15 protein-coding genes and 1 pseudogene are annotated in these 20,097 nt (G+C 44.8%); all 16 read left to right on the forward strand.

From position 1 onward, the window contains the following. The first annotated feature begins 329 nt into the window (after positions 1–329). The 16 genes and pseudogenes from VV089_RS06370 (at position 330) to VV089_RS06445 (ending at position 20,057) form a co-directional block, all read left to right on the forward strand. Entirely contained in the window at positions 330–662 is a 333-nt protein-coding gene (locus VV089_RS06370) for a hypothetical protein (RefSeq protein ID WP_334335316.1), read from the forward strand. A 238-nt stretch (positions 663–900) separates the two neighbouring features. After that, positions 901–1,113, forward strand: coding sequence for a hypothetical protein (locus VV089_RS06375; protein ID WP_334335317.1), 213 nt, complete (start codon positions 901–903; stop codon positions 1,111–1,113). Between the two features lie 137 nt (positions 1,114–1,250). Further along, positions 1,251–2,467, forward strand: a pseudogene (locus tag VV089_RS06380) (NADP-dependent isocitrate dehydrogenase). Next, positions 2,457–3,911 (forward strand): MBOAT family O-acyltransferase, encoded by a 1,455-nt coding sequence (locus VV089_RS06385; protein WP_334335318.1) that lies wholly within the window; start codon positions 2,457–2,459, stop codon positions 3,909–3,911. Before VV089_RS06380 ends, VV089_RS06385 begins: the two are co-directional and overlap by 11 nt. A gap of 19 nt (positions 3,912–3,930) precedes the next feature. After that, positions 3,931–4,929 (forward strand): hypothetical protein, encoded by a 999-nt coding sequence (locus tag VV089_RS06390; RefSeq protein ID WP_334335319.1) that lies wholly within the window; start codon positions 3,931–3,933, stop codon positions 4,927–4,929. A gap of 331 nt (positions 4,930–5,260) precedes the next feature. Next, positions 5,261–6,583, forward strand: a complete 1,323-nt coding sequence (locus VV089_RS06395) for a zinc ribbon domain-containing protein (protein WP_334335320.1) — start codon at positions 5,261–5,263, stop codon at positions 6,581–6,583. A 295-nt stretch (positions 6,584–6,878) separates the two neighbouring features. Beyond that, positions 6,879–8,897 carry a putative capsular polysaccharide synthesis family protein gene (locus VV089_RS06400; protein ID WP_334335321.1) on the forward strand — a complete coding sequence of 673 codons (2,019 nt, stop codon included), beginning with the start codon at positions 6,879–6,881 and terminating at the stop codon, positions 8,895–8,897. A 51-nt stretch (positions 8,898–8,948) separates the two neighbouring features. Beyond that, entirely contained in the window at positions 8,949–9,770 is an 822-nt protein-coding gene (locus VV089_RS06405) for a hypothetical protein (protein ID WP_334335322.1), read from the forward strand. Positions 9,771–9,809: 39 nt separating this feature from the next. Then, entirely contained in the window at positions 9,810–10,760 is a 951-nt protein-coding gene (locus VV089_RS06410) for a class I SAM-dependent methyltransferase (RefSeq protein ID WP_334335323.1), read from the forward strand. Positions 10,761–10,827: 67 nt separating this feature from the next. Continuing rightward, positions 10,828–12,051, forward strand: a complete 1,224-nt coding sequence (locus tag VV089_RS06415) for a glycosyltransferase family 2 protein (protein ID WP_334335324.1) — start codon at positions 10,828–10,830, stop codon at positions 12,049–12,051. After that, positions 12,048–13,439: a glycosyltransferase family 2 protein gene (locus VV089_RS06420; protein ID WP_334335325.1), complete on the forward strand. Its 1,392-nt coding sequence runs from the start codon at positions 12,048–12,050 to the stop codon at positions 13,437–13,439. Before VV089_RS06415 ends, VV089_RS06420 begins: the two co-directional genes overlap by 4 nt. Positions 13,440–13,472: 33 nt before the next feature. Next, positions 13,473–15,017, forward strand: a complete 1,545-nt coding sequence (locus tag VV089_RS06425) for a glycosyltransferase family 4 protein (protein ID WP_334335326.1) — start codon at positions 13,473–13,475, stop codon at positions 15,015–15,017. Positions 15,018–15,048: 31 nt separating this feature from the next. After that, the gene (locus VV089_RS06430; protein WP_334335327.1) at positions 15,049–16,173 is read left to right on the forward strand and encodes a DUF4422 domain-containing protein; all 1,125 of its coding nucleotides are present in this window, start codon (positions 15,049–15,051) and stop codon (positions 16,171–16,173) included. A 90-nt stretch (positions 16,174–16,263) separates the two neighbouring features. Further along, complete coding sequence (gene cysD, locus VV089_RS06435; protein WP_334335328.1) at positions 16,264–17,178, forward strand: sulfate adenylyltransferase subunit CysD; 915 nt, start codon at positions 16,264–16,266, stop codon at positions 17,176–17,178. Continuing rightward, the gene (gene cysC, locus VV089_RS06440; RefSeq protein WP_334335329.1) at positions 17,178–19,004 is read left to right on the forward strand and encodes an adenylyl-sulfate kinase; all 1,827 of its coding nucleotides are present in this window, start codon (positions 17,178–17,180) and stop codon (positions 19,002–19,004) included. The genes cysD and cysC overlap by 1 nt, the downstream gene beginning before the upstream one ends. 27 nt (positions 19,005–19,031) lie before the next feature. After that, positions 19,032–20,057: a sulfate ABC transporter substrate-binding protein gene (locus VV089_RS06445; protein WP_334335330.1), complete on the forward strand. Its 1,026-nt coding sequence runs from the start codon at positions 19,032–19,034 to the stop codon at positions 20,055–20,057. Positions 20,058–20,097 lie beyond the last annotated feature (40 nt).

Raw genomic sequence — 20,097 nt, forward strand, 5'->3', positions numbered from 1 at the left:
GCTGATAAAATGGGGCTATTCGGACATTTGAGAAGATATAAAAAGATAGTCAAAAAGACATATATAATTTAATATAAATCATTAAAAAGATATCGTGATGCAGAGATAAGTAACAGATTGGGGCCACTGGTTATAAGTATTTATATAAAAATGGGTAGATTGAGTAGTTCTTATATACCAATATATTCTGTGCATAATTTATGCAGGGAGTTTCCGTATAATACTTTGATAGCTTCTTTGTATCTTGAGGGAGAGCTTATATCACCTCAAAAGCATAACAGTGTATATATACAAGAGGCACAGGAACTGGAAAAAAAGCATATATACCTTTGGCAGGAGATGTAAGTATAGACGAAATCACGGATGGCTATAAACGCTTTTTTAAAACTCCTTTTAAATCAGGATTTACAGAATATGAAGATTTTGCATTGATTTGTGGCTTGACACGAGACAAAAAGAGAATTGAGGATGCTTTAAATCTTGTTTATAATGAACTTAAAACATGGGAAGAGGGACATTTTAGAAGAGAGGGCAGCTTTGAAAATATGTTCAAGGATTTGGAGCGACAAGTATGGGAACCAGATGAATTGGAGAGGATTGTGGAATCGGAAATTATATATCATAAACTAGAAAAATTACCAGTACGTGAAATCTTATTTTAAAAGGGTTATATTGCAATAGAATGAAAAAGCAGAAGTGAATCGATAACACCACGGCCTTCTCTTATGACAGGGCTGTGAAACCCGTCTGGACTATGATTTAAACGGGAATATGATCCGGCAGACGGACGTAACAGGAAAGGTAACGGTAACGGAGTACCGTTGCTTCAAAGTATAATGTGAAGATTTTTTCAAGCAGTTCCGAGTTTACAAAAGAAGAAGCAGATATAGAAGGATGAATATGATGTTTAAAGAGTTTGGTGGAGCAAATGAAAAATTATTAATTGAGTCCCTTTATGCTTACAATTATGCCGGCTGGCTCATAGAGAGCCGCATCCCGGTGAAGCTGGAAGAAGGTGAAGCCTTTTACCAGGTAGTACCTTTCCGATATGACAAGGCCGGAAACCGCACGGAGGAGAAGTATTACTTAGATTACCAGACAAGGGAAGCCTAACAAGTATAGGCGTTTAAATCCGGGAAAAAATATATGGATGTATTTCGCCGCAGTATTTTATCTTGCAGACCCGTCCAAGATCGACTATAATAGGAAACAGAATCGGCTTTTCGCTGAGAATCTGAGGAGGACGACAAATGGATAAAATCAAGATGACCACCCCGTTAGTAGAGATGGACGGGGATGAAATGACAAGAATTCTCTGGAATATGATCAAAGAGGAGCTCCTGCTTCCCTTCATCGATCTGAATACAGAATACTACGATCTGGGCCTGGAAAAGCGCAATGCTACCAACGATCAGATCACCATAGATGCCGCCGAGGCTGTAAAAAAGTACGGCGTAGCCGTAAAATGCGCCACCATCACCCCAACGCCGCCCGCATGGAGGAATACGACTTAAAAGAGATGTGGAAGAGCCCTAACGGCACCATCCGGGCAATCCTGGACGGAACCGTATTCCGCGTTCCCATCATCGTAAAGGGCATCGAACCCTATGTAAAGACCTGGAAAAAACCCATCACCGTAGCCCGTCACGCTTATGGCGACGTATATAAAGCCGCAGAGATCAAAGTACCGGGCCCGGGAAAATGCGAGCTTGTATTCACAGGAGAGGACGGCGCCGAGATCCGCGAGACCGTCCACGACTTCAAGGAGCCTGGCATCGCCCAGGGCATGCACAATCTTGCTGGATCCGTAGAAAGCTTTGCAAGAAGCTGCTTTTCCTATGCCGTTTCCCAGAAGCAGGATCTGTGGTTTGCTGCGAAAGATACCATTTCCAAAAAATATGACCACTACTTCAAAGACACCTTCCAGGAGATCTTTGAGAAAGAATACAAGGAAGAATTCGACCGTCTGGGCATTGAATACTTCTACACACTCATCGACGACGCCGTAGCCCGTGTAGTCAAATCTGAGGGCGGCTATATATGGGCCTGTAAGAACTACGACGGCGACGTAATGAGCGATCTCATAGCTACCGCCTTCGGCTCCCTGGCTATGATGACTTCCGTTCTCGTATCCCCCCGCGGATACTTCGAGTATGAGGCCGCCCACGGCACCGTACAGCGTCATTACTACAAGCACTTAAAGGGAGAGGAGACCTCTACCAATTCCATAGCAACCATTTTCGCCTGGTCAGGTGCACTGAGAAAGCGCGGAGAGCTTGATAAGAACGAAGCCCTGATGAGCTTTGCGGATAAGCTGGAGGAAGCCTCCAAAAAGACCATAGAATCCGGGAAAATGACAAAGGATCTGGCGCTTATCACGACCTTAGAAAACCCGGTTGTGCTTTCCAGCGAAGCCTTTATTAAGGAAATCCGAAGCACTTTAGAGGAACTGTTACATGCTGTTTAATTCCAATGCATTTTATGTGTTTTTTCCCATTGTATTTGCGGTCTACTGGCTGATTCCGGCAAGATACCGATGGGGCATACTTCTGATATCCAGCTACTATTTTTACATGAGCTGGAATGTAAAATACGTAACACTGATACTGACCACCACCCTGGTATCCTACGGTGCGGCCTTACTGATGGAGCGGACAAAGAGCCGGAGAAAGAAGAAGCTGTGTATGGTAACAGCCCTTCTTATCAGCTTCGGCATCCTGTTCTTTTTCAAATATTTTAACTTTTTAAGCAAAAGTGTGACCGATACGTTACAGAGATTTGCCATACCGGTTCAGGAGACCACGCTGAATCTGATGCTTCCGGTCGGCATTTCCTTCTATACCTTCCAGACCTTAAGCTACGTGATTGACGTATACAGAGGCGAGGTAAAGGCCTGCCGCCATTTGGGGAAATATGCTACGTTTATCTCCTTTTTCCCCCAGCTGGTGGCCGGGCCTATTGAGCGTACCAGAAACCTGCTTCCCCAGATTGAGGGGGAGCATACCTTCCATACAGAGAAAGGCATCCATGGGGCAAAAATGATTGCCTGGGGCTTCTTTAAAAAAATAGCCATAGCAGACACGGTAGCCATCTACGTGGACACCGTGTACAATGCGGCGGGAAGCTTCACAGGCTTTCCTCTGCTGCTGGCTACGGTTTTGTTCACCTTTCAGATCTACTGTGACTTTTCCGGCTACTCTGATATTGCGGTAGGAACGGCGGAGCTTCTGGACATTGATCTGATGACGAACTTCAAAAGTCCCTATTTTTCCGCATCCATCCGGGAGTTCTGGAGCCGCTGGCACATCTCGCTGTCTACCTGGTTCCGGGACTATGTATACATACCCTTAGGCGGTAACCGGAGAGGGCCCTGGCGGACAAGATGGAATCTCCTTGTCACCTTTCTGGTAAGCGGACTCTGGCACGGAGCCAGTTGGACTTACGTTCTCTGGGGAGGCATTCACGGCCTGGGACAGATCCTGGAACGGGAATGGATGCGCATCTTTCACATGGATCCAAAGAAAAAAAGCTGGCTTCGGATTGGAGTTACCTTCCTGTTCGTGATGGTAACCTGGATCTTTTTTAGGGCTGACACCATATCCGACGCTTTTTATGTGCTGACCCATCTGCTGGAGGGAATCACCAACCCAGCAGCCTATCTGACAGACGGTTATCACGCCTTCCAGGGCACCGGCATGGTAAAAGCCTCCGGCGTACAGACCCTTATCATCAGTATCGTCTGTATCCTGGTTCTCTTGGCGCATGATTACCTGGAACTGACAAAAAGTATCTGGGAGCGGATAGGAGCCTTCAAAAAGCCCCTTCGTTACGCCCTCTACTTTTTTCTGCTGTTCGTAATTCTGTACAGCCGCCAGCTGGGCGAATATGAATTTGTATATTTTCAGTTTTAAATAGCAAACGGAGATCCAAATGAAAACATTCCTTAAAAAAATAGCGCCTTTTGTGCTGTTCATACTGCTCTTAGAAATAGCCGTTCCCATACTGGTGGATCCCTACAATATATTCCACTGGAAGAGAATCCGGGACAACGGCGTAGAGCCAAACAGTAATTATATCAAGATGCAGTATATCCTCCACAATCCGGATAAATTTGACTCCTTCCTTTTCGGTTCCTCCCGGACAGGCTTTATAGACGTGGAGAAGATACCGGAAGGCAAATGGTACAATATGTCCTACTCAGAGGGCCTTCCCAAGGAGCATCTGGAAAATCTGAGGGAGATGATCGAACACGGAATTATCCCCAAAAATGTCATGGTGGGCGTAGACAATATTTCCTGCTTTGTAGATCCGTCCCTCCATGAAAACCAGTTTTACCGCATTCCCTATCCAAGGGAAGATAAGCTGGGCTTCTATGCAAAGTACTTAAGCATCCGGGGGGTGATCGCTTCTTTGGAGGTCAGCCTGGAGCATGAGACAGAGGATCCGGACTATGTAGACCGCTACTACCGGAGCGGATCCAGCAGGCGCGATCCGTCCCTGGGCGGAACGTGGGAGGGCGATACGCCGTATTGGGGAAATTACTACCAGTATTATATTGACGATGCCCTGGGACATATACGCAAGATTTCAGAGCTCTGTGAGGAATATGATATCAACTTTATTTTGTTCACCAATCCCATCTATTCCTCCACCTATGCCCAGTCAAAATATTTTGGATACGCCTCTTTTTTGAGACTGCTGGGAGAACAGCAGAAGACAGGCTATTATAATTTCAGCGGCATCAATGATATCACGGATAACCGGAATAATTATTATGAGGCCAGCCACTATACCGAGGAGATCGGCGATATGATTATTGACCGTATTTTTAACGGTATTACGGACGAGAGGCTGGAGAGCCAGGGATTTGGCTTTGTCGTTACGGCGGATAATCTGGAGGAATTCGAAAAAGCGCTGGATAATCACTGAGTCCGGCTTTTCCGTATATAGGACTGCAGCCCCTGCTTAACCTGCTGCTTATAGGAATAAAAAGTACACTTTATGAGAAAGAAACAAAATTTTCATAAAGTGTACTTTTTTATTTTACTTATTTTATATGTTATCGTCAAGATTCTATCATAACTTTAGCTAATTCTATAAAATATTTTCTGGTTTTTTTGTGCTATATTTCTATTTTTTTCCCCTTAATTTTCATTCTCTAAAAGTACACTTTTTGAGAATACCTGACTTCGTGTGCCGCCTGTCTGGGTTACATGGAACAAAGTTATTCAGAGTAAGACTGTCGAAAAGGGAAACCAACATGTCTGTCTATAAAATCATACGCCAATACGGCAAGGGCCCCATCCCGGAAGAGGATATGAGAAAGCTCATAGAAATCGCCGGGGACTATGGAAAGGTAAAAAACTACGTGTATGCACGTTTCGGCGGCATAGCCAGTCTGTCCAAGCTGTATCCAGGCTATACGGTGCAGAACGAAATGACAGCCAGCGGACTAAGAGATACCTTGGGGATTCCCTCTGTCTATTTTTACCTTGCCGTCTTTGACGCCTTGGGAGAGATCAAGGCCCAGTGGACAAGAACAAAGACACATGTCCAGAAAAATATAGGACGCAATGAGCAGTTTACAGAGGAGGAGAAGCATTACCTCAGTTTCCTTTTAAAAATCAACAGCGCTTTTGAGCAGGTACTGAACCAAAAACCGGTGGAACTGCCGCAGGAACTGGCAGAGCAGTATACGCTGCTTTCAAGACAGGCAGATACAGAGCGGCTTCAAAAGTATCTCTGCAGGCAGGTGAGAAAATGCCATGTGAAGCTTCATACAGAGAATACCTTCGGTTTTTCCCTTTCGGAGAGAGCTTACCGTTATGGAGACGGAGGGATTTATATTTCTACGAAAGAGAAGAGGAAACGCATTTTTATTCCTCTGACAGATCACAATCAGTACAAATCGCAGCTTTATATGAAGCTGAATCCAAAAGAGGGCACCATACAGCTTCATGTGCCTGTCCGGACAGCAGTCCGCCGGCATCCCGAGTACACCGGAAGAATCGGCATAGCCTTTGGAATGTATACCATGCTTACAACCCATGAGGGCCGCCGCTACGGAGAGGAGCTTGGAACATATCAGACCGGGTATGCAGACTGGATCCGCAGACAAGCCGGGATCTATCAGCGAAATAAGGAGAGCAATCCGGGACGGAAAAAGTACCAGGCAAAGAAAAAGAGGATGGAAGAACAGCTTCACAGCTATATCAATCAGGAACTCAATCGCTTTCTCCAGACGGAAAAGCCCCGGACCATTTACATGGCGAAGCTGCCGGGAGCACAGGGAAAGGGAAAAAATAAGAGAATCAACTATTCTGTCAGCCTGTGGCAGAGAGGCTACATCCGAAAACGCCTGGCCCAGAAGTGCGAAGAACAGTCTGTGGAGCTTGTAGAGGTTTGGGGAAAGGATATCAGCAGAGAATGCAGCCGCTGCGGCTGCATTGTCACGGGAAGCCCGGCAAAACAGTCCGGAAGCTTTCACTGTCCCTCCTGCGGCTTCCAGGAGGAGGAAAAGACCAACACCGCGCGGAACGCAAAGAAACGCGGCCAGGGTGAAGGCGAATTACAAAGATCATAAGGACGGCCCTTTAGATAAGCTGCGGCGATGAGCCGGGTTTTACCGGAAGGACTAAGGAGCAGGTTCATGATATAAAAAACAAACCACGGCATTAGAAGGCAGACAATGCGCATTGGGTATGCCAGGACCCTGTGAACATACGAAGGCATGACGTAGCAGGGAGCGAAGCGGCCGGCAAAGTCCGGCGGCATCATCCAAAGCTGTGTATAGGCGCAAGGGTGACCAATATATCGGCTATAAATAAGATGACCAATATATTTTATTATTTAAATTTTTAAACAGAGGAGTAAAAGATATGAAAAGACTGGTTATTATCTTGGGAATGCGGAGCGGTTCATCTTTAACAGCGCATATCAGCCAGAGTATGGGTGCTTATCTGGGAGAAGCGGATGAGCTGATGGGTGCTGCTTTGGGAAATCCTGACGGACATTATGAGAATATGGAGGCTGTCGCTGTTAATAACAGAATCTTGCATTTCTGCGGCAGAGAATGGTATTCACTGGAAGCACCGATGCCTGATTATAAAGATTTTAAGATAATAAAGGAAATGGAAAATATAAAGGCAGTTGTCTGCCGTCTTCTTGAAAAGAGTGATATGGCAGTGATCAAAGATCCGAGAATATGCCTGTTACTGCCTTTATGGGACAGAGCTCTGAAAGAACTGGAGGTTGAGGTTCGCTATATATGGGTATTTAGAAATCCATTAGAGATTATGGAGTCACTAAGAAAAAGAGATGGCTACAGCAGCAGACATGGTTTGTTGTTGTGGATTCATTACAATCTCAGCGTTCTGAAATATCTGCAGGGGAAGGATTATCTGCTGATAAATTATAAAGATATTCTGGAGCAGTCACAGGCTCTTGAAAAATTAAGCAAATTATTTAACTGCAGATTTGATGATACTTTGCAGCAGAAATTAAAGCGGATTATTAAGCGGGGTTATTGTCATTCGGATTATTCCTATGAGGATGTCAGAAATACACAGAATGAATTGTTGTCAGATTTGTATGGCGCATTATTGAAAAATCAGGAATCAGAAGCAGATGTCTTAGAATGGGAAAATCGTTATAAAACGGCAGCAGCGAACGCAGAAGAAGACTTTATGGATTATGAGGTATTGGAGAATATCCGATGCCTGGAAGGAAAAGAGATTGTTATATATGGCGCCGGTAATTACGGAAAGAGGGCGGCAGAGATGCTGCAAAAGCTGAATTACCACAAGTTTGATTTCTGTGACAGAGATTTCCATAAACATGGGACAAATTTCATGGGCGGCAGTGTTTTTTCAATTGCAGAAATTGAAAAAAAGAAAAATCTGCTGATAATTATTGCAATTGAAAATAAAGAGTGGAAAAAAGAAATAGAACAGACATTGGCATGTATAGAGGATGCAGAACATCTGTCGTTTTTTGCATTAGAACTGCTTTACAAATATTCCATAGTTGATTTGGAAACACTCAGGTCGAAAGTGTCCGCTTTAGGAGAGTGGTATAACGAATTAGGATTACGGGCAAACCATGTTAAGTGTGCATGCAGCAGCCCTGTCTGGGTCTATCAGAATGGTAAGGTAGGATCATCAACGATTGTTAAAAGTCTGCAGAATGCAGGTGTTGAAAATGCACATATTCACAGATTCTTTTTTAAAAGAGATATTGTCGGAGAACTGATACTTGGAGAAGAAGAAACAGAGTTTTTAAAAAATTCAAACGTTTTTACTCTGCACAATTCCGAATATACAGAGTTGCTGAAGAATGAGGTGAAAGGCAGAAAAATTATAACAATGGTGCGAGAACCCATTGCAGTTGATTTATCCACAGTCTTCCAATGGATTGGAAGCGGAACTGCCGACAGGTTTTTTGCGCAGAGGATAAAAGAGGGAAAAGATTTTCAGCAGATTGTATTTGAACTGATGGTGAAAATACAAAATCGCCAGTTTGAATGGTTTGAGGATGAATTAAAAGAATTATGTGGTGTAGATATTTATTCTTATCCTTTTGACAAAGAGAAGGGCTACACGGTTATTTCTGCAAATGAAGTAGAAATATTGCTTTTAAAAGTAGAGAAGTTTTCAGAGCTGACAAATGTAATCCGGGATTTTACCGGTAATTCTCATCTTGAATTGTTGAATGATAATGTTGGAAAAAACAAAGAGTATGCTCATCTATATCAGGATATGAAGGAAAACATCAAATTATCAAAGGAATATGTGGAGCATTATTATAACCATCATCCTTATATCGAGCATTTTTATACAGAGGAAGAACAGAAAGAATTTTTAAGTAAATGGAAGGGGAAAATTCTGAACAATGCTTAAAATCGGTATGAAGCATTTATCAGGGAAGCAGCTATGTAAACGAGGTGGGAGATGAGAGCGCTGGAAAGAATTGCCTGTACAAATTTTGTTGAGACAGACGGATACGCTTATTTTTCGGGCAGGTATTATAACGGGTTGTATAAGGTGGAACTGGAGACAGGAAAAACTGCTTTTCTGGGATATTTTGAGGATGAAAAACTGGCTCAAAGAAATATACATAAGGAGGTTTTTTTGAGAAAAAATAAAATTTACATGTGTCCGTGGAAAGGCAGACATGTGCATATTTGGAATTTGTCGGATCAGACCCTTACTTCTATCGAAATCAGGGTGGAAGAAAAAGAGCCCTTTTTTATAGACGAAGTAATCCTGGGGGAGAGAAGCGTATTTTTTGTTCCTGACGAAGAAGGCTTTCCTGTAAAAAGAATGGATTTGGAATCATTAAAAGTAACGGATGTAAGTGAGGACTGTAAAATGCAAGGCGAACTTATGTCCAGGACCAAAGATATTTTCCCGGTTCCGAAGCTTCTTGAAACTTATCATATAGAATACACGGATCAATTTTTTTGGAAAAAGGTATCAGAAAGAAGATGGTACGCTTTTCAACTCCTGGGATGTCACATATTACATTATATGGATGGATGGGACAAGCTGGAAATCATACCGCTTACAGTTATAAATAAGAGAGAATTGGAAGAACATTTACGTAAAGTGAGAAAGGAACTGGTGAATGAAGATCTGGTTGGGGAAGGCGGCATAAAAATTTCAGAGCTTTTGGATGATATGAAATTGGAAGAAAGTAATGGTATAAATGTTTTCAGAAGAAGTGACAGCATGGGAAAAAAGATATGGAGATGTATGAAGGCAAACAGCTAAAAGCTAAATACAGGCTTGGAAAAGGAAGGGATGTAGGCTATGCATAAAAGCGCAATGCTTCGTATGGAATGGTTTGTAGAGCATTATGTAAAGGATGGAGCAGATGTCAGGGTATTAGATATTGGAAGCTATGATATTTTTGGCTGCTATAAAGAACTTTTTGAGGGATATAAGCTTAAGTACGTCGGTCTGGATCTTGAGGAAGGACCTAATGTAGACTTTATTCCTAAAGATGCATATTCATGGGACGAACTGGAGGATGAAAGCTTTGATTATGTTATTTCAGGAAATGCCTTTGAACATATAGAGTTTCCCTGGCTGACAATACGAGAGATTTTCAAAAAACTAAAATGGGGTGGATTTGCATGTATTCTGGCCCCTAATTCTATCTATGAGCATCGTTACCCTTTGGACTGCTACAGGTATTATGCGGATGGATTTCGTGCATTAGCAAAGTGGGGAGGGTTTGAGGTTATTGATGTTACGGTATCCGGAGTACCGGATGAAAATGTTTCACAGGAATGGACAGATGAAGGAAATAACGACACGATGATGGTGTTAGCAAAAGCTTCAGAAGAACTGGATTTGGATGCTTTTCCAAAGTTTAAATGCGAAAGGCGTTATAAACATGCATTTGAATGGAGCAGAAGATATTTTTGTTTATTGAAATGGATAGAAACAGAAAACAAAGAAGAAAAAATGGAACATTTTATTAAGAGAAATGGATTTCGCAATATTTATGTCTATGGATATGGACCAATTGGCAGACTTTTGTATGAGCTGTTAAAAGAGTTGAATACAGTTCAAATACAAGTGATAGATAAAAATGCAGAAAAGATACAGGATTTACCTGTTTTAAGTCTGGATAAAGAGATAGACGAAGGCGATACATCGTGTATGCTGATTTCTGTTATGGATTTATGGATAAAAGAAGAATTGGATAAAAAGTATAAAAAAATATGCAAATATTATGCTGACGAGCTTTTTTAACAGTATACTTTTTTATTTATGTGATTTTTAGAGCATGATTTGATATAGGATGAGGAGCGAATGTGATATGGAGGCAAAAATCCTGACAGTCAGCGTCATAGTACCTGTTTATTATGGTCAGAAATATATTCCAGAAATCATAGATCAGGTAGAAGCGTGCTGTAAATATCCTGGTGCAGAGTACAAGATTGAACTTTTATTTATAAATGATGCTCCGGATGCCCCGCTTTTTCAAAATCGGGAATCTGAATGGATAGATATCATCATTGTAAATACAGATAGAAATATAGGGATTCAAGGAGCCAGAATAAAAGGCCTGAAGCGATGCAAGGGAGAGTATGTTCTGTTTTTAGATCAGGATGATAAGATTGAGCCGGAATATTTATACAGTCAGCTTCAGGCTATTGGAGAAAATGATGCGGTAGTATGCAGTGCTGTTCAGGGAGGAGAGAAGTTTTATTTAGAACATCTTATTTCGGGAAGTATATTATCCAGAGATCTGGCATTGACAGGGTGGAATCCGATTCTTTCACCGGGCCAGGTGCTTATGAAGAGAGAGTCTGTTTCGAATACATGGAAGGAGAATATATTGAAACATAATGGTGCGGATGACTGGTTCTTATGGCTGTGTATGCTGTCAGAAGGAGCTTCATTTGCACTAAATGAAGAGGTGCTGTTTGAACATGTTTTAACGGGAGAGAATACTTCTGATGATGTTATAGCTATGCTGGAATCGGAACAGGAGATTATGAGCCTTGTGCAGGAGAAAAGACTTTTTTCTGACAGAGATTTTAATTTATTAATGCAGGGTTTTTTCCGGTTAAACATGAGAAGGATAAAAGACCTGGATTCATTTAGACAGAAAGTCAGTATACTGGATAAATGGATAAAATTAAAACAAAACGGCATCAGATATTCAGATTATTTAATCGGGACAGGAATAAGAACGGTCGCAATTTACGGCTGTGGAACGTTGGGAGAATACTTATATGCCGATCTAAAGGATGATATGGATGTTCGGTATTATATTGACAGAAATGCTGATAAAATTCGCAAAGAGATACCTGTTTATACACCGTCAGATAAATTACCGAAGATAGACAGCGTTATTATTACGGTAGTTATAGATGCTGATAAGGTGGCAGAGATGCTTGAGAGAATATTGTGCAGCCGTATTTTTATTTTACAGGAGTGGCTGTTTGTGGATAGGAAGAATAAATATCTGGTTCCGGCAGCGGAACAGATGCAGGAAGTGGGTAAAAGGAATGATTTGTTAGGAGAAAGAGGATGAAGCTGTCTGTTATTGTTCCGGTTTACAATGTAGAAGATTATCTGGATACATGTATCACAAGTTTAATTACCCAGACAGAAGCATTTGATGAAATTCTGCTGATTAATGATGGTTCTACAGACGGAAGTCAGGAGATCTGTAAAGCATATGCCGATCAATATCCGAATATCATACTGATCAGTCAGAGTAACTGCGGACTGGCAGCAGCAAGGAATGCAGGCTTAAAGAGGGCGTCAGGGGATTATGTTTTATTTGTGGATTCGGATGATTATATCAGAAAGGAAGCGTGTGAAGTTATAAAAAAAGCATTGCATGCAAGGAAAATCCAGGTACTGTATTACAATGTGGAAATACAGTATGATATTCCCTCATCAGAAAGAGCGGACGCATTCTGCCATATGGATGAGTTAAATGGTGCATGTATGCAGGGAATGAAATATTTTGAATGCGCATTTCCCGGACAATTTACGGTATGCGCCTGGGTGGCAGCTTATCATAGAAAATTTTTGGAGGAATTCCGTATCGCGTTCCCGGAGGGAATCTATTTTGAGGATAACTTCTTCAGCCTGCAGGTGATATCAAATGCGGATCGCATATCCGGTATTCCTGATTCACTGTATATCAGAAGATGCAGAGAAAATTCTATTATGACAAGCAGCATGTCGGAAAAAAAGTGCAGAGATTTGATTACAAATCAGGAGTTAATGTGGCAGTATCTTGTAAATAATCCTGTCTGGCTTGCGCAGAAGGAATTGCTGCGGAGGTTTATTGCTTTCGGGGTTTTACATACATTTTACGATTTATCAAAGTGTACACAGAAAAAGCTTATTACTTCTTTCAGGCATAGATTTACAGAATTGTTTTTCAAAAACTGGGCTTTCCTTTTTTTGGAGGAGCACAGGGATTATGAAGCGGATCTTGCTTATGCTTTAATGCTCAAAGAGCGCTTAGAGAAAAAAGAGGAGTGTAAGAGAGAGCGAAAGCAGATACAGGAGCAGATTTGGAATCAGATATTGAAGAAATTATCTGGCCTGCCCTTTCAGGAAGAAAATATAAACGTTGGTATTTATGGGATTGGAATGCATACAGAGACACTTTTACGTTTGTATGAAGAAAAGATAGGGAGGATACAGGCGAATCTGTTTTTTCTCGTTTCATCAGAGGATGAAAGGAAGGAATTTTGGAATAGAAGGGTATTCTGCTATAAGAAAATGCCGAAAGATGTAAATTGCATCCTGATATCAAGCTTTGTGTATCAGAAGGAAATGTATCGGAATCTGCTGGAGCAGGGGGTAGGAGCAGACAGGATATGTTTCCTTTATACAGAGAAGTCAATTTGCGATTTAACAATGGCTGTAAGGATTCTGAATGATGAATCGGATATCTGATGTCAAAAAGCGGTTCCGGTGGTGGAGACAGGTATGAAACGTGGATGGATTAAATTACTTGCAGGGTACGATCGCATCATTCTCTACGGCGCAGGCCTGGTAGGCGGGCTTGTGGGGAATTACTTATGCGCGAACGGACTGCAGAGAAAAATCATCGGCTATGCAGTCAGCAGAAAAGACCAGAACAAAACCTCCCTGTGCGGATTCCGGATATATGGGATTGAAGAGTTAAAAGCAAGGCGGAATGACAGTCTTGTAATCGTTGCCACGCTGCCGGATCTGCATCGGGAAATTCAAAAAGAGCTATCCAGACTGCGGTTTCAAAAGGCACTCTTTGTCACGGAGCAGTTCTATAAGGATTTATGCACATGGGCCATGCTGGACTTTAACCGGCAGAATCCGGTGCGTTTTCGGCCGGATGCAAAGGCCAGGGTACTCTTTATGGCGTCCGACAACAGCAGGACATCTGGAGCTTTTCTGTGTATGGCAGAACTGTGCGGTCAGCTTAAGAAACAGGGAATCGGGGCAGTGATTGTTCTCCCTTCTTATGGGACAGGCAGCTCCCTGCTGGATGAAAAAAGGCTTCCCTATACCTACATACCGGCAGAAGACTGGGGATTCGAGCTTGCCAGGGAAAAGGATCTGCTGGAAAAAATAAAATTTTCAGCGGCTCTGATAAGCAACTATCCGGCTTACAGAAAGATTTGTGCACTGCTCAAAGAGCATCAGATTGATCTGGTGCACTGCAATACAACCTATACTTATATCGGTGCGGCAGCAGCAGGTCATCTGGGCGTTCCTTATGTCTGGCATCTTAGGGAAAACATGGAAAACCAGGGATGCCGGATATTTGCCGGGAGATGGGCCGTGAAGCTGATGCGCAAAGCGGCGGCAGTGATAGCCGTATCGGATTATATAAAAGGCCTGACAGACTTTGGACAGCCAGGCCTGGTAAATGTCATTTATGATCCGGTGGAGGCTGATGAGAAATATCTCAGGAAACGGGAAATTTTCTGTTCAGAATCCGTGCAGATGATCATAGTCGGGGCAATCGCTCCTTTTAAAGGGCAGAAAGAATTAATTGAAGCCTGTGCCGTTTTAAAGAGGAAAACGGATATGGTATTCCATTTACGGATTGTAGGAAAGGGAGACAAGGATTATGTGAAAGAGCTCTGGCAGCTTGTGAAAAGCCATGCTCTGGAAGATTCCGTTACCTTCTGCGGCATAAGCAGCCGGGTTTATGAGCTGTATGCGCAGTCGGATATTTCTTTTACATGCGGCGGCCGGGAAGCTTATGGGAGAGTGACCATAGAGGCCCAGACGGCGGGCTGTCTTGTGATCGGAGTGGATTCCGGAGGAACCAGGGAACTGATCCGGGATAAAGAGACCGGATATCTTTATCAGGGAGGAAGCGCAGAAGCGCTTGCAGAAGTGATAAGGGAAGCAGTATCCAGGCCGGAGCTCTCAAGAAGGATTGCCCGGGCCGGCCGGGAATATGCATCCCGGACCTACACAACGGAAAAAAATCTCCGTGAAATCCTGGATATCTACGAAAAAGTCCTGAAAAGAAGCCTTTGAATTTTGAAAAGGAAAAAAGAGGAGGCGTATTATGGAGCGCTGGCTAGAGGAACTGAAGGAACGCAAATCTTTCATTATGTATGGAGCGGGCGTGATTGCCCGGCAGGTGGCGGGCTGTCTTATGGAGAAGCCCTATGAGCTTAGGGCCGAATATTTTATAGTTTCGGATAAAAAGGACAACCCGGACGAGCTGTTCGGAAGTCCGGTGATTGATCTGGATACGGCTGACAAAATAACACCCAGGGATGCTGTGATTGTGATAGGGACATCCGAGAAACATCTGGACCCTATTCTGGAAAAGTTAAGAGAGAGAGGTTATACGCAGATCCTTCCTCTGACTTTCAACAGTGACCTGTGGGAACGGGTTCGGGAGCAGCACTTTATAGAATACCAGCGTTTTAGGCAGAAGCCATACAGAACCCTTGAGGAAGAAGCGGAAAAATACCTGCCGGAATCAGACAAAGGAGCTTCCAGGGTTCATATCTATACGGTGCAGAGCCATGCGGATAAGGTTCTGCAGGAGGATCTTTCCCGGTATTCCTGGGAAATACCCATCCAGGCAGGGGCATCACTTACAGATAAACGTATTTGTGAGATATGTGACAACCAGGGAGAACATATTTCAGATAAAAATCAGAAATACTGCGAGCTGACAGCTCTCTATTGGATCTGGAAACATGACAAGGCAGAATACATAGGTCTGGATCATTATCGGAGACATTTTGAGGTGAATCCGGAGCTGCTTAAAGCATTGGCACAGTCGGATATCGATGCGGTTCTTACGATCCCTATCTTAAATATTCCAAATGTAAGAGCCGTATATGAGCAGGATCATATACTAGAGGACTGGAACATTATGATGGAAGGTCTTTCCGTTCTGGCACCGGATTATATGGAAGCGGCAGAGTGCCTGGAATATGGAAAATATTACCATGCTTACAATATGTTTATCATGCGCCGGGAGATTCTTGAGGATTACTGTGCCTGGCTGTTTCCGATACTGGCTTATTGTGAAGTCCGCTGCCGGGAGAAAGCGGAGCCGTATCAGAACCGTTACATCGGTTTTCTTGCCGAACGTCTGATGGCGATTTATTTTCTGCACCACGAAGAACACTATAAGATTGTTCATGCCAGGAAGCACTTTGCTGAGAGATGAAATATGTAATTCCAGACATGAAAGCAGACCGATGCCTTAAGAGTGAGAGTCTGGAAATATAATGGAAATGACAGTTAAAGGAGAACCTATATGACAGAAAGTAAAACCAATACCCACTTAGACACCCTGGAGGCGGAAGCCATCTACATTATGAGGGAAGTAGCGGCAGAATGTGAGAAGCCGGTTATGCTCTACTCCATCGGAAAGGACAGCTCCGTCATGCTTCACCTGGCGCTGAAGGCCTTCTACCCGGAAAAGCCGCCCTTTCCCTTTTTACATATTGACACCACCTGGAAATTCAAGGACATGATAGCCTTCCGTGACCGCATTGCAAAAGAGAAGGGAATCGAAATGCTGGTCTATACCAACGAGGAGGGTCTGCGTCAGGGCATCAATCCCTTTGACCACGGCTCCGCCTACACGGACATTATGAAGACCCAGGCGTTAAAGCAGGCTCTTGGGAAGTACGGGTTCACGGCAGCCTTTGGCGGAGGCCGCAGGGACGAGGAAAAGTCCAGGGCCAAGGAGCGGATTTTTTCTTTCCGCAACAGTGAGCAGGCCTGGGATCCGAAAAACCAGAGGCCGGAGATGTGGAAACAGTACAACACCCGGATTCACAAGGGCGAGAGTATCCGTGTCTTCCCCATTTCCAACTGGACGGAAAAGGACATCTGGCAGTATATCGAACGGGAAAAAATCGAGATTGTTCCCTTGTACTTTGCAAAAGAACGTCCGGTTGTGTACCGGGACGGCAACATCATTATGGTGGACGACGACAGGATGCGTGAGCGGCTTCTGCCCGGAGAGAAGATAGAACAGAAAAGCGTCCGCTTCCGGACTCTTGGCTGCTATCCCCTTACCGGCGGCGTGGAATCGACGGCAGATACCCTGGAGGAGATTGTAAAAGAGACTCTTGGAGCCGTCACCTCTGAGCGCACAAGCCGGGTGATTGACCACGAAGCGGCAGGAAGCATGGAAAGGCGCAAACGGGAGGGATATTTCTAATGAACGGACTGTTAAAATTTATTACCTGCGGAAGCGTGGACGACGGAAAGTCCACTCTGATAGGGCACATGCTCTACGATGCCAAGCTGCTGTTTACGGATCAAGAGCGCGCCCTGGAGCTTGACAGCCGTGTGGGAAGCCGTGAGGGGCAGATAGACTATTCCCTGCTGCTGGACGGGCTGATGGCAGAGAGAGAGCAGGGAATTACGATAGATGCGGCATACCGGTATTTTACTACAGAAAAGAGAAGCTTTATCGTTGCGGACACGCCGGGCCATGAGGAATATACCAGAAATATGGCTGTTGGCGCATCCTATGCGAATTTAGCCGTAGTTTTGGTGGATGCCTCACAGGGAATCCTGATTCAGACAAGGCGCCATGCCAGGATCTGCGCCCTTATGGGAATCCGGCATTTTGTATTTGCCGTCAATAAAATGGATCTGATCCGCTATGATGAGGGGATATACTGGAAGATCGAGAAAGAAATTAAAAAACTGGCCGTGGATCTGGAGCTTGCGCATGTAACGGTAATTCCTGTTTCCGCCACGGAGGGCGACAACGTTACACTGCAGTCTTCCAATATGCCCTGGTACAAGGGAAAGACACTGCTGGGCCATCTGGAAACAGTAGAAGTGGAGGATGCGTCGGAGGAAGAGGGCTTTGTCCTGCCCGTGCAGAGAGTCTGCCGTCCGGACCATACCTTCCGGGGCTTCCAGGGCCAGATAGAATCGGGATCTGTTCACAGGGGAGATGAGATTACGGTCCTGCCAAGCCGGGAGAAGGCCCATGTGCAGGCCGTTTTTGTGACAGACCAGGAAGCGTCCCAGGCCTGGAAGGGGCAGGCGGCAACCCTTACCCTGGACAGGGAAATCGATGTTTCCCGGGGCTGTATGCTGGTGAAGGATACAGAGCTGATTGTCAGCAGTATGTTTACGGCAGTGATTCTCTGGATGGATGATTCAGAACTGACACAGGGAAAGAACTTTCTGGTTAAAATAGGAACTAAACTAATTTCAGCCGCTGTTATGGACATCAAGTACCGAATTGATATTCACACAGGAGAACATCTGGCGGCCACACGCTTGTATAAGAATGAGATTGCCGTCTGCGATATTGCGGCGGCTGAGGAGATTGTATACGACACCTTCCAAAAGCACAAAGGGGCAGGCAGCTTTATACTGATTGACAGAGTAACCAATATGACCTCAGCCTGCGGCGTGGTGGAGCATTCCCTGCGGAGATCCGAGAATATCGTGTGGCAGAAACTGGATATCACGCGGGAAATCCGCGCTGGAAGGATGGGGCAGAAGCCCCTGACCCTGTGGTTTACCGGGCTGTCCGGTTCCGGGAAGTCTGCCCTGGCCAATGAGCTTGAGAAGCGCCTGAGCGTTGCCGGAAGGTACACCATGCTTCTGGACGGCGACAATATCCGGATGGGGCTCAATAAAAACCTGGGCTTTGAGCCGGAGGATCGGATAGAGAATATACGCAGGATTGCGGAGGTCGCAAGGCTTATGAATGATGCGGGGCTGATAGTGCTTACGGCGTTTATCTCCCCCTTTGCCGGCGACAGGCAGAATGCGAGGAATATCGTCGGGGAGACGAACTTTGTCGAGATCTATGTAAGCACCCCTTTGGAGGAATGCGAAAGGAGAGATGCCAAAGGCCTTTATCAGAAGGCCAGGGAGGGCAGGATCCCCAACTTTACAGGCATTTCAAGCCCGTATGAAGCTCCAAAGAATGCAGATATAGTCATAGACACAAGCAGGCAGTCCCTTGAGGAATCTGCGGATCTGGTACTGCAGGCTTTGGAAAAATACATGTGATTCACACCCCAGGAAGAGGAGAGATTTATGAAAAAAAGAATGGCGGCAGGAATATTGTTAACCGCAATGGCATGTTCGGCGCTGTTTGCCGGATGCGGAGGGAAAGCCGCAGAAAAAGGAAGCGGCGCCAGGGAGCTTTTGAATGTCTCCTACGATCCCACCAGAGAGTTTTATGCAGAGTATAATGAGCTGTTTTCGGAATACTGGAAGGAAAAGACAGGCGAGGAGGTAAGCGTGGCCCAGTCCCACGGAGGCTCCGGCTCCCAGGCCCGTTCTGTGATAGAGGGAAATGAGGCGGATGTGGTAACGCTTGCCCTTGCCCGGGATATTACGGCTGTTGAGGAAGCGGGACTCATTGAGGAGGGGTGGATGGAAGAATTTGACAGCAACAGTGCGCCCTATACGTCAACCATTGTATTTCTTGTCCGGAAGGGCAATGAAAAAGGAATCAGGGACTGGGGGGATCTGGCAGAGGAAGGAGTCCAGGTGATCACGCCCAACCCGAAGACCTCCGGTGGCGCATGCTGGAATTTCCTTGCGGCCTGGGCCTATGAGATGAAGCAAAGCGGCGGCGATGAGGAGGCGGCAAAAGCCTTTCTGAAAAAACTGTATGAAAATGTGCTGGTTCTGGATTCCGGAGCAAGAGGGGCCACCAATACCTTTGTGGAAAACGGCCAGGGGGATGTGCTGATCGCCTGGGAAAATGAGGCTTATCTTTCCATAGAGCAGTATCCGGGGGAGTATGAGATTGTAACTCCCAGCATCAGCATAATTGCAGAGCCTTCCGTGGCAGTGGTGGACAGCAATGCAGCGGAGCACGGGACGGAAGACCTTGCCAAAGCCTATCTGGAATATCTCTACAGCGAGGATGCCCAGAGGCTTGCGGGCGAGAATTATTACCGTCCTTCGGATGAGAAGATATTGCAGGAATTCTCCGGCCGGTTCAACCTGGATATGGAGCTTGTGTCCATCCAAGATTTTGGCGGATGGGACGCCGCATATGATGCATATTTTAACGACGGCGCGGTGTTTGATCAGATCTACGGCGGATGAAGGATTTGGAAAATGATTCCTGTTTCTTTCGGGACAGGAG

This window comes from Candidatus Merdisoma sp. JLR.KK011 (genome assembly GCF_036941125.1).
Taxonomy (GTDB): Bacteria; Bacillota; Clostridia; order Lachnospirales; family Lachnospiraceae; genus Laedolimicola.

Bases quoted from the DNA above. Each gene is read 5' to 3' on its own strand.
- VV089_RS06375 (WP_334335317.1), top strand. From the start codon at position 901: ATGATGTTTAAAGAGTTTGGTGGAGCAAATGAAAAATTATTAATTGAG.
- VV089_RS06385 (WP_334335318.1), top strand. From the start codon at position 2,457: ATGCTGTTTAATTCCAATGCATTTTATGTGTTTTTTCCCATTGTATTT.
- VV089_RS06390 (WP_334335319.1), top strand. From the start codon at position 3,931: ATGAAAACATTCCTTAAAAAAATAGCGCCTTTTGTGCTGTTCATACTG.
- VV089_RS06395 (WP_334335320.1), top strand. From the start codon at position 5,261: ATGTCTGTCTATAAAATCATACGCCAATACGGCAAGGGCCCCATCCCG.
- VV089_RS06400 (WP_334335321.1), top strand. From the start codon at position 6,879: ATGAAAAGACTGGTTATTATCTTGGGAATGCGGAGCGGTTCATCTTTA.
- VV089_RS06405 (WP_334335322.1), top strand. From the start codon at position 8,949: ATGAGAGCGCTGGAAAGAATTGCCTGTACAAATTTTGTTGAGACAGAC.
- VV089_RS06410 (WP_334335323.1), top strand. From the start codon at position 9,810: ATGCATAAAAGCGCAATGCTTCGTATGGAATGGTTTGTAGAGCATTAT.
- VV089_RS06415 (WP_334335324.1), top strand. From the start codon at position 10,828: ATGGAGGCAAAAATCCTGACAGTCAGCGTCATAGTACCTGTTTATTAT.
- VV089_RS06420 (WP_334335325.1), top strand. From the start codon at position 12,048: ATGAAGCTGTCTGTTATTGTTCCGGTTTACAATGTAGAAGATTATCTG.
- VV089_RS06425 (WP_334335326.1), top strand. From the start codon at position 13,473: ATGAAACGTGGATGGATTAAATTACTTGCAGGGTACGATCGCATCATT.
- VV089_RS06430 (WP_334335327.1), top strand. From the start codon at position 15,049: ATGGAGCGCTGGCTAGAGGAACTGAAGGAACGCAAATCTTTCATTATG.
- cysD (WP_334335328.1), top strand. From the start codon at position 16,264: ATGACAGAAAGTAAAACCAATACCCACTTAGACACCCTGGAGGCGGAA.
- cysC (WP_334335329.1), top strand. From the start codon at position 17,178: ATGAACGGACTGTTAAAATTTATTACCTGCGGAAGCGTGGACGACGGA.
- VV089_RS06445 (WP_334335330.1), top strand. From the start codon at position 19,032: ATGAAAAAAAGAATGGCGGCAGGAATATTGTTAACCGCAATGGCATGT.